Genomic DNA, 10,203 nt, shown 5'->3' with positions numbered 1-10,203 from the left:
GACCGTCGACGCCACTGACGCCTTCGCGCTGAGCCGGTGGTGGCAGCAGGTTCTGGACTACGTCGACGACGGCCTGCGCCGGGGCGGCCCGGCCGGCGGAACCCGGTGTGCGGATGCTCTGGAGCGCCGCCGTCGAGGGCGAGAGCAACGTCGTGGTCGCCGGCGACACGGTGTTCGTGATGAGTCCCGCCGGGCGGACCGGCGTGGTGGCCTACGCCCTGGCCGACGGCGCCCGGCGCTGGACCCGCGACATCCCGGGGACGCTGGCCGGCTTCCAGGTCGGGCCGGACGACGGCCCGCTGGTCGTCACGGTCGACCCGGTCACCGAGACCGAACCCGACGGCATCGCGACCGGCCGCACGACGGTCGCGCTGCAACCCGCCACCGGCAAGGAGCTGTGGCGGCGCCCGGGCGAGGTGCACGCGTCGACGGTCCATGCCGCGAGCGCCCTCATGGTCCGCTACGACGGCCAGGGCCGCATCTCCCGGCTGACCCGGGTGCGGCTGACCGACGGCGCGCCGCTCTGGGACCGCGCGGGCACCGCGGTGCAGGACATCGCCGTGGAGAACGACACCGGCGAGCCGACCCGGCTGGTCACCAACACCGCCACCGGCGAACTGACCGTGCTGCGCTACGCCGACGCCGAGGTCGTGGCCCGCCGCCGCCTCCCCGGCTTCGTCTCCGAGCCGGCCGTCGGGCGATATGCCGTGCTCCAGGCCGAGAACGGCCGGCTGACGGTGCTGCAGCAGGACGGCGAGGAGTCCGCCAGCACCATCTACCACCTGGACACCCTGCGCGAGATCCCGCACAGCGGCAGCTGGGCCGAGGTGTCGTACGGCTGCGGTGTGATCGTCTGCGGGCACACGGAGGACAGCATGCTGGCGCGGGACCCGGCCGACGGCCGGGTGCTGTGGCGGCTGCCCGGCGCCAACGGCATCTCCGTGCTGCTGCCCGACCGGCTGCTGATCGACGTGCAGGGCGGCGGCGAGCACGTGCTGGTGGAGAGCCGCACCGGCCGGCGCCTCGCCGAGGGGCTGCGCGGCTCGGTGGCGCCCGATTATGACCAGCGGCAGTCGGTGCTGCTGCTGAACCCGGCCTTCTCCCCGCCCGGCCGGGTCTCGGTCACCCACCTGGACATGCGCACCGGCGAGCAGACCCTGCTTGGCTCGCTGGAGTCGCTGCCCGACCAGCAGCGCTGCCAGCTCACCCCCGGCTACCTGGTCTGTGACGGCCCGTCCCGCTTCGTCGTGGTCGCGGTGCCCCGATGACCGTCATCGAACTCGGCGACGTCAGCTCGGACGGGCCGGCTCCGCCGGACCACCGGGCCGGCTCCGGGTTCAGCCCTGGCACCTGGCGGCGGCGGGCAGCGGGTGGCGTCGCGCTGCTCTGCGCACTGCTTCTCGGTGCGTCCGCCCGGCCCGGCACGCCGATGGTGCACGACGTGTGGGAGACGCGGCTCGCCGCCGACTACGCGCTGACGATGCGCCAGGACGGTCTCTACGTGCACCAGAGGCACCGGGACCGCGGCGAACTGGTGGCGTACGAGACGGCCACCGGCCGGGTGCGCTGGACCCGGCCGTTCGACGGCACCCCCACCTACATGGGCGAGGGCGAGGAGGCCGGGATCCTGCTCGTCCCCGGCAACGAGAAGATGACCGAGATCGTCCTCGAGGACGGCAACCCGGGCCTGCAGCTCTACGGCGGCAGCACCACCGCGATCGACAGCGCCACCGGTGACCGGCTGTGGGGCCTCTCCGGCGAGGTGCTCGACGTGCGCCGGGACGCCGTGCTGCTCGGCGACCGGACCAGCGGCGGCGACCTCTCGGCGATCCGGCTGGTCCGCGCCCGCACCGGCACGACCGTCTGGCAGCGCGCGGTGGCCGGCACCCACCAGGTCGTGGTGCACGGCGACGTGATCGTCATCGCCGACGCCGACGGCGACACCACCGTCCTGCGACACGCGACCGGTGCGGTCCGCGACCGGCACCGGCTGGCGTGGACCCCGACCCGGCCGAGCGACGGGGTCGAGACCTACCTGTCTAAGGTGAACGGACTGCTGCTGGTCAACCGGAACGACCCGGCCCGCGCCGAGATCGCCGCCTACCGGTTCGACACGCTGGAGCAGCTCTGGCGCACCGAGCGCAGCCCGTACGCGTACGCCCAGGACTGCGGCCTCGCCCTGTGCATCGCCGAGAGCGCCGGGGTCAGCGCCGTCGAGCCGCTCAGCGGCCGGCAGCTCTGGCAGATCCGCGACCACAGCAGTGTCGCGGCGGTCACCGAGAACCGGGTGCTCGTCTCGATCGAAGGTCCGGACCAGGAGCAGCACCTCCTGGTCGAACCGACGACCGGCCGGCGCATCGGTGCCGGCGGGGCCGGCTGGACGATGTCCACCGCCGACTCGGACGAGGGCCTGCTGCTGATCCGCCGGGTCGGCGAAGGAACCCTCAGCTCGGTCAGCCACCTCGACCTGGAGTCCGGCCGGCTCGTGCGGATCGGGGCGATCGACGGGGCCGACGCCCCGCAGTGCTACAGCGCCGGCCGGTACCTGGCGTGCGACCGCGCCGGCCGGCTCGTCGTCACTGCCTTCGGCTGAGCTCCGCGTCGCCGGCCAGCCGCGCCGCCCGGTCGGCGCCGGCGAGGGCGTCCAGCACCCCGTCCAGCTCGCCGCCGAGCACCAGATCCAGGTTGTACGCCGTGTAGCCGATCCGGTGGTCGGTGATCCGGTTCTGCGGGAAGTTGTAGGTGCGGACCCGCTCCGAGCGGTCCACCGTACGCACCTGGGCCTTGCGCGCGTCACCGGCCGCCGCGTCCGCCGCCTCCTGGGCCTGCGCCAGCAGCCGCGAGCGCAGGATCCGCATGGCGGACTCCTTGTTCTGCAGCTGGCTCTTCTCGTTCTGGCAGCTCACCACGGTGCCGGTGGGCAGGTGGGTGATCCGGACCGCGGAGTCGGTGGTGTTGACCGACTGCCCGCCCGGGCCGGACGAGCGGTAGACGTCGATCCGCAGGTCACCGGGCTCGATCTGGACGTCGACGTCCTCGGCCTCGGGCAGCACCAGCACGCCCGCCGCCGAGGTGTGGATGCGGCCCTGCGACTCGGTGACGGGCACCCGCTGCACGCGGTGCACGCCGCCCTCCCACTTCATCCGGGACCAGACGCCGTGACCGCCCTCGGGCGCGCCCCGGGTCTTCACCGCGATGGAGATGTCCTTCACACCGCCGAGGTCCGACTCCTGCGAGTCGATCACCTCGACCACCCAGCCACGGCGCTCGGCGTACCGGGTGTACATGCGCAGCAGGTCGCCGGCGAAGAGCGCGGACTCCTGGCCGCCCTCCCCCGCCTTGATCTCGATGATCACGTCCTTGGCGTCGCTGGGGTCGCGCGGGATCAGCATCTCGCCGAGCTTCGCCTCCAGCGCCGGCAGGGTCGCCGCGACCGCCTCGACCTCGGAGGCGAACGCCGGGTCCTCGGCGGCCAGCTCCTTGGCCGCGGCCAGATCGGCCCGGGCCGCCTCGAGCTCCTGGTGCGCGGCGTGGAGCGGGGCGAGTTCGGCGAAGCGGCGACCGACCCGGCGGACCAGCGCCTGGTCGGCGTGGATCGACGGATCCTCCATCCGCTTCTCCAGGTCCGCGTACTCGTCGAGAAGCGTGGTCAGACGGTCGGTGCTCATCGGTATCCCCCAGCCCGGTTCGACAGAGCCACCCACATGCGAAGCGACCCACATGCGAACGGCGCCCGCCCCGGAAGGCCGGGACGGGCGCCGTTGAAGCAGTTACTTCTTCTTCGCGGCAGTGACCTTGGCGTACTTCGCCTGGAACTTCGCCACCCGGCCCGCGGTGTCGAGGACGCGCTGCTTGCCGGTGTAGAACGGGTGGCAGGCGCTGCAGGTCTCGACGCGGATCTCGCCGCCCTTGGCGGTGCTGCGAGTGGTGAAAGTGCTGCCGCAGGAGCAGACGACGTTGGTGGTCGTGTACTCCGGGTGGATGCCGCTCTTCATGTCTTCTCGGTCCCTCTCAGATGAACGGGTCGCCGGGTCGCCTTCGATGAGTCGAGACGTGAACCGGAACCCCTACTGGCCGATGTACCAGTCTGCCATGCCTGCGGTACCGCGCGGAAATCAGGAGGCGCAACTGGATTCGCCCTGGTTAACGTGAGCGCCCCTTCAGTAATTCCCGCACGAGAGGTGCGCCGCGATGACCCTGCTCCACGACGTCCTCGATCCGGCCGAACTGGCTGCGGCGGTCGAAACCGGGCACGTCCGGCTGCAGCGGCACCCGACGCGCGAGTTCGTGATCTACAACTACACCGAGGCCTGTCAGTACAGCGCGGCCTGGACGCCGGTCACCCTGGCCTGCCGCGGCCTCGTCGTGGACGCCGGCGGGCGCATCGTGGCGCGGCCGTTCGCCAAGTTCTTCAACCACACCGAGGGCGCCGCCCCGGCGCTCGATCCGGGCGCGGCGGTCACGGTGACCGACAAGGCGGACGGCAGCCTCGGCGTGATCTACCACGACGGCTCCGGCCTGGCTGTCGCCACCCGCGGATCGTTCGCGTCCGACCAGGCGCTGCACGCCACCGAGCTGTTGCGTACGCGCTACCCGGGCTTCGTTCCCCCGGCCGGTCTGACGGTGCTCGTGGAGATCATCTACCCGGGCAACCGGATCGTGGTGGACTACGCCGGCCTCGACGACCTGGTGCTGCTCGGCGCGGTCGAGATCGCCACCGGCCGCTCGTTCGGGCCGTCCGCGGTGCCGGAGTGGCCGGGCCCGGCGGTCGAGACGTTCGGCTACGCGACCCTGGCCGAGGCGCTCGCCGCGCCGCCGCGCGACGGGCGGGAAGGTCTGGTCGTCCACTTCACCGAGACCGATCAGCGCGTGAAGATCAAATATGCGGAGTACGTACGGTTGCACCGGCTGGTCACCGGGCTGTCCCCGCGTACCGTGTGGGAAATCCTCGCCAACGGCGGCGACCTGGACGCATTGACCGCGCCGCTGCCCGACGAATTCCATGTCTGGGTGCGCGGCGTCGCCGCGGAGCTGACCGCGACCGTCGAGGCGCGCGCGGCCGCCGTCGAGGCGGCCTTCGCCGAGATCGTCGCGGCGCTGCCGGCGGGCTGGGGCCGCAAGGAGTTCGCGGCCGCCGCGGTGCGCAGCGAGTTCCGGGGTGAGCTGTTCCTGCGGCTCGACGGCAAGGACTACCGTCCCGGCCTGTGGCAGCGCGCCCGGCCGGCCGGTTAAGAGGAAACCTGGGGATGAAGCGACTTCTGATCACGCGGGGCCTGCCCGCCTCCGGCAAGACCACGTTCGCGCGCAAGCTGCAGCCGGACGTGGTCCGGGTCAACCGGGACGACCTGCGGGTCATGCTGCACGGCCGGCGCCTGTTCACGCAGCGGGCCGAGGCGCAGGTGACGCAGGCGCAGCGGGCCGCGGTGGAGGCGCTGCTGCGGGCGCACGGCAGCGTCATCGTGGACGACACGAACCTGCGCGCCAAGACGGTCCGCGAGTGGGCCGAGATGGCCGCCCGGTTCGAGGCGGCGTTCGAGGTGCACGACTTCACCGACGTCCCGCTGGAGGAGTGCCTCCGGCGGGACGCGGAACGGTCCGAGGAGGTGCGGGTCGGCGAGGACGCGATCCGCCGGATGCACGAGCGCTATCTGGCCGGGAAGAACCTGCCGCTCCCGGTGCCGTGGGTGGAGCGCGGCGGCCCGGGAGTCGTCTATCAGCCCGACCCGGAGCTGCCCGCCGCGGTGCTCGTCGACATCGACGGGACGGTCGCGCTGATGGCCGGCCGCAGCCCGTACGACTGGGGCCGGGTCGGTGAGGACGAGCCGAATCAGGCGGTCGTCACCGCGGTGCGGGCGATGCACGCCGCCGGTCACGTCATCGTCTTCTGCTCCGGGCGTGACGAGGTGTGCCGGCCGGAGACCGAGGCCTGGCTGGACCTGTTCGTCGGCGTGCCGTACGAAGCGTTGTTCATGCGACCGGCCGGCGACAGCCGCAAGGACTCCGTCGTCAAGCGGGAGATCTTCGACCGAGAGGTCCGTGATCGCTGGCGGATCGTCGGAGTGTTCGACGACCGTCAGCAGGTGGTACGCATGTGGCGGGCGCTCGGCCTGACGGTGTTCCAGGTAGCGGAGGGAGACTTCTAGGTGGCGGTGAAGTACCCGCGCACGTTCCATCTGCCCGACTCGCCGGGTGCGACGTCCGACGATCGCGTTCAGGACGATCTGTCCTGGCTGGACGGCGAGCTCGTGGTGACCGAGAAGATGGACGGCGGGAACCTCACCTTCACCCGCGACTCGATGTTCGCGCGGTCGCTCGACTCCGGCACCCAGCCGTGGGACCGGCCGGCGAAGGCGCTGTGGGCGATGACGGCGTACCGGATACCGGACGACTGGCGGGTCTGCGGCGAGTCCATGTGGGCTCGCCGCAGCATCGCCTACTCGGATCTGCCCGGCGTGTTCCTGGTCTTCGGCATCTGGGACGAGACGGACACCCTGCTCGGCTGGGACGACACGGTCGACTGGGCTCGCCGCCTGGAGCTGCCGATGGTCCCGGTCCTCTATCGCGGCGGCAGCCTCTCCGAGGCACGCGCCGCCTGGGCGGCGCAGCGCGATCCACAGACCTCAGAGGGGTACGTGGTGCGCGCGGCCGGCCGGATCCCCGCCGCCGAGTTCTCCCACAAGCTCCTCAAATGGGTACGCGCGGAGCACGTCCGTACCGAGGCGTCCTGGCGGCACCGCGACGACTTCGCCGTCAACGAGTTCGCCTAGCCGGCTTTGACCTCCGCCTCGCTGCGGAGCAGGCAGAACTCGTTGCCTTCCGGGTCGCTGAAGACCACCCAGCCGGTGCCGTCCACGGCCCGCAGGTCGTCGACCGGTTTGGCGCCGAGGGCGATCAGCCGGTCGTACTCCTCGTCGCGGGTGCCCTCGGCCGGCCGCAGGTCGAAGTGGATCCGGTTCTTGCCCTGTTTCGGCTCCGGAACCTCGATGAACAGCACCCGGTGCCGCCCGTCCCGGGACATGATCAGGCATTCCTCGTGGCCGGGCTCGTTCGGGTCCTCCGGGTCGTCGACGTAGTCCAGAACCTGCTGCCACCACCGGCTCAGCGCGAAGGCGTCAGTGGCGTCGACGGTCGTGTGCGAGATGAACGAGGTCATGGCTTCACGCTAGTTGGCGTGCGGGCACCGCCGCATTCCGTCCCGGGCCAGATTCGCCGCCTCCTCGTCGAGGTAGAAGGCGGGGCGCAGGTCGAGTTCGTCGTAGTAGCGGTGGAAGACCGGGGTGATGCCGCCGGACATGGGCGGCACGATCCAGGTCCAGTCGGCGGGGACCGGCCGTCCGGCTTTCTCCTCGTTGCGGAGGTGGGCCAGGAACCGCTGGGACTCGGTGTGGTGGTCGCTCATCTTCACCCCGGCCTGCTCGAAGCTGTGCAGCACCGCCCGGTTCAGCTCGACCAGGGCGCGGTCGCGCCACAGGGTCGACTCGCGGCTGGTGTCCAGGCCCAGCCGGGCGGCGACGGTGGGCAGCATGTCGTAGCGGTCGGTGTCGGCGAGGTTGCGGGCGCCGATCTCGGTGCCCATGTACCAGCCGTTGAACGGGGCCAGCGGGTAGTGCACCCCGCCGATGGTGAGCCGCATGTTGGAGATGGCCGGCACGGCGTGCCAGCGCAGCCCCAGCTCGGCGAACCAGCTGTGGTCCGGGTGGCTGAGCGGCACCTCGCGAATCGCGCGTTCCGGCAGTTCGTAGAGGCGCACCCCCTCGCCCGGTGTCTCGATGACGAGCGGGAGCACGTCGAAGGCCTCGCCCTTGCCCTGCCAGCCGTATCCGCGGACCGCGGTGGTGAAGCCGATCTGGCGCGGGTCGCCGACCGTGCGGCCGTCCTCGGTCCGGTAGCCGGCGTAGCGGATCAGCTGCTCGTTCCAGACCCGCGCGTACGGCTGGCCGGGCTGCGCCGGCGGGAAGATGCTGATCACCGGCCGCAGCTGACCGTTTCCGGCCGTCTGCAGGTGTTGCACGAGCAGCGAGTAGATCTCGTCGGCGGTCCGGGCCCGCCGCCGGTCGAGCACCAGCAGGCTGCGCCAGTAGAGCCGCCCGATGCACCGGCTGGCGTTGCGCCAGGCCATCCTGGCGCCGTGCGCGAGTTCGTCGGTGGTGTGCACGTAGCTGCCGGTGGCGGCGATCTGGGCACGCACGATGGCGAGCCGGGGCTCGACCGGGCCGAGCCGGGGGTTCTCCAGGTAGCAGCGGCGCAGGAAGTCCTCGGCCTCACCGGGGTCGACGGGCGCGGAGGGATCCCAGGGTTCCGTGGGATGGTCCCGGTAACCAGGCACGATCATCGGGCGCCTCCGGATTATCGAGGGATGGGGATACCGGAGGTTCGCATGACCCTGGATGGGCAGAATCAGACAATCTGTGCGACAAATGCGACGCGGCCCACCCGATGGGGTGGGCCGCGTAACTTTTGCGTGGTTACTCGCCAGGCGTCGACTTGGCGATCTGCATCAGGAACTCGATGTTGGTCCGGGTCTGCTTGAGCCGGTCCAGCAGGAGGTCCAGAGCCGCGCCGGACTCCAGCGAGCTGAGCACCTTGCGGAGCTTGTGGATGATCGCCAGCTCCTCCTTGCCCATCAGGATCTCTTCCTTACGAGTACCGGAGGCGGAGACGTCCACGGCCGGGAAGACCCGCTTGTCAGCGATCTTGCGGTCGAGCTTGAGCTCGGCGTTACCCGTGCCCTTGAACTCCTCGAAGATCACCGTGTCCATCATCGACCCGGTCTCCACCAGCGCGGTCGCGAGAATGGTGAGCGAGCCACCGTTCTCGATGTTGCGCGCCGCGCCGAGGAAGCGCTTCGGCGGGTAGAGCGCGGTCGAATCGATACCACCCGACATGATGCGGCCGGAGGCCGGCGCCGCCAGGTTGTACGACCGGCCGAGCCGGGTCACCGAGTCGAGCAGCACGACCACGTCGTGGCCCAGCTCGACCAGGCGCTTGGCCCGCTCGATCGCCAGCTCGGCGACCGTGGTGTGGTCCTGCGGCGGCCGGTCGAACGTGGCCGCGATGACCTCGCCCTTCACCGAGCGCTGCATGTCGGTGACCTCTTCGGGCCGCTCGTCCACGAGCACGACCATCAGGTGGCACTCGGGGTTGTTGCGGGTGATCGCGTTCGCGAGCGCCTGCAGCACCATCGTCTTACCGGCCTTCGGCGGCGAGACGATCAGCGCCCGCTGGCCCTTGCCGATCGGCATGACCAGGTCGATGACGCGGGTGGTGAGGATGTGCGGCTCGGTCTCCAGCCGCAGGCGCTCCTGCGGGTAGAGCGGCGTGAGCTTGTAGAACTCGGGACGCCGGCGGGCCTCGTCGGGCTCCATGCCGTTGATGGTGTCGAGCCGGACCAGCGGGTTGTACTTGTCCCGCCGCTGCTCGTTGCCACCGTCACGCGGGGCGGAGCGCACCGCGCCGGTGACCGCGTCACCGCGGCGCAGCCCGTACTTCTTCACCTGCGACATCGAGACGTACACGTCGTTGGGGCCGGACAGGTAGCCGGTGGTCCGCACGAACGCGTAGTTGTCCAGCACGTCGAGGATGCCGGCGACCGGAACGAGCACCTCGTCCTCGGCGACGTGCGGCTCACGGCCCTCCCGCTGGCCGCTGTCACGCTGGTCGCCGTCACGGTCGCGGCCACGGCGGCGGTCCCGGAAGCGGCTGCGCCGGCTCCGCCGGCCGCCCTCGCCGGACTCGTTGTCGTCGTCGTCGTGACCCTGGTCGGCCCGGGGCGCGCGATCGCGGTCGCGGTCCCGATCACGATCCCGGTCGCGGTCGCGGTCGCGGTCGCCGTCACGCTGCTGGCCGTCACGCTGCTGGCCGTCGCGCTGCTGGCCGTCGCGCTGCTGGCCGTCACGCTGGTTACGCTGCCGGTCCCGGTTGCGCTCACCGCGCTCGGGCCGGTCGCCACGCTCGGGGCGCTCGGTCGTCTCGGCCGGAGCGGCGGGCGTGGTCTCCACCGCCGGGGCGGCCGCCACGGCGGCGGGGGCCTCCGTGGTCTCCTTCACGGGCACCTCACGCGGCTCCGCGTCGCGGGTCGCCGCGGCACGGGAGCCACGCTCGCGGCTGCGACGGGACGGGCGCTCGGCCGCCGGGGCGGACGGAGCCGTTTCGGCCGGGGCGGCTGCGGTTTGCGGCGCGGGGGCAGCCTCGACCGGGGCGGCC

The 10,203-nt window shown here is 71.7% G+C and carries 10 protein-coding genes and 1 pseudogene; 6 read left to right on the top strand and 5 right to left on the bottom strand.

The features are described 5' to 3' along the window. Positions 1-98: 98 nt before the first annotated feature. The 3 genes and pseudogenes from AB0F81_RS48195 to AB0F81_RS48185 all read left to right on the top strand — a co-directional run. Positions 99-233: pseudogene (locus tag AB0F81_RS48195) on the top strand (hypothetical protein); the annotation flags it as partial. Continuing rightward, a complete protein-coding gene (locus AB0F81_RS48190; RefSeq protein ID WP_360210645.1) occupies positions 207-1,268 on the top strand; it encodes a PQQ-binding-like beta-propeller repeat protein in 1,062 nt (353 codons plus the stop codon). The pseudogene AB0F81_RS48195 and the gene AB0F81_RS48190, both read left to right, overlap by 27 nt. After that, positions 1,265-2,593, top strand: a complete 1,329-nt coding sequence (locus AB0F81_RS48185) for a PQQ-binding-like beta-propeller repeat protein (RefSeq protein ID WP_360210643.1) — start codon at positions 1,265-1,267, stop codon at positions 2,591-2,593. The genes AB0F81_RS48190 and AB0F81_RS48185 overlap by 4 nt, the downstream gene beginning before the upstream one ends. Here the strand turns inward: AB0F81_RS48185 and prfA are convergent. Together prfA and rpmE are read right to left on the bottom strand one after the other, a co-directional pair. After that, complete coding sequence (gene prfA, locus AB0F81_RS48180) at positions 2,577-3,668, bottom strand: peptide chain release factor 1 (protein ID WP_360210641.1); 1,092 nt, start codon at positions 3,666-3,668, stop codon at positions 2,577-2,579. The two genes, AB0F81_RS48185 and prfA, sit on opposite strands and share 17 nt — an antisense overlap. A gap of 102 nt (positions 3,669-3,770) precedes the next feature. After that, entirely contained in the window at positions 3,771-3,995 is a 225-nt protein-coding gene (gene rpmE, locus AB0F81_RS48175) for a 50S ribosomal protein L31 (RefSeq protein WP_196413672.1), read from the bottom strand. A gap of 196 nt (positions 3,996-4,191) precedes the next feature. Between rpmE and AB0F81_RS48170 the strand changes: the two genes are divergently transcribed. The 3 genes from AB0F81_RS48170 to AB0F81_RS48160 are packed head-to-tail and all read left to right on the top strand — an operon-like array spanning position 4,192 to position 6,767. Beyond that, positions 4,192-5,232, top strand: coding sequence for an RNA ligase (locus AB0F81_RS48170; RefSeq protein ID WP_360210639.1), 1,041 nt, complete (start codon positions 4,192-4,194; stop codon positions 5,230-5,232). Between the two features lie 14 nt (positions 5,233-5,246). Continuing rightward, positions 5,247-6,143 carry an AAA family ATPase gene (locus AB0F81_RS48165; protein ID WP_360210637.1) on the top strand — a complete coding sequence of 299 codons (897 nt, stop codon included), beginning with the start codon at positions 5,247-5,249 and terminating at the stop codon, positions 6,141-6,143. Then, on the top strand, positions 6,144-6,767 hold the full coding sequence (locus AB0F81_RS48160) for an RNA ligase family protein (protein ID WP_360210635.1): 624 nt from the start codon (positions 6,144-6,146) through the stop codon (positions 6,765-6,767). Here the strand turns inward: AB0F81_RS48160 and AB0F81_RS48155 are convergent. From AB0F81_RS48155 to rho, 3 genes are all read right to left on the bottom strand, one after another. Then, a complete protein-coding gene (locus tag AB0F81_RS48155; protein WP_360210633.1) occupies positions 6,764-7,153 on the bottom strand; it encodes a VOC family protein in 390 nt (129 codons plus the stop codon). The genes AB0F81_RS48160 and AB0F81_RS48155 overlap by 4 nt on opposite strands. A gap of 9 nt (positions 7,154-7,162) precedes the next feature. Beyond that, positions 7,163-8,332, bottom strand: coding sequence for a nitric oxide synthase oxygenase (locus AB0F81_RS48150; protein WP_360210631.1), 1,170 nt, complete (start codon positions 8,330-8,332; stop codon positions 7,163-7,165). Between the two features lie 133 nt (positions 8,333-8,465). Continuing rightward, the coding region (gene rho / locus AB0F81_RS48145; RefSeq protein WP_360210629.1) for a transcription termination factor Rho at positions 8,466-10,203 on the bottom strand (1,738 nt) is incomplete at its 5' end.

This window comes from Actinoplanes sp. NPDC024001 (assembly GCF_040638955.1).
Lineage (GTDB): Bacteria > Actinomycetota > Actinomycetes > Mycobacteriales > Micromonosporaceae > Actinoplanes.
Note: the sequence above shows the minus strand (reverse complement) of the source record. Positions and strands in the feature narration are given on the sequence as shown.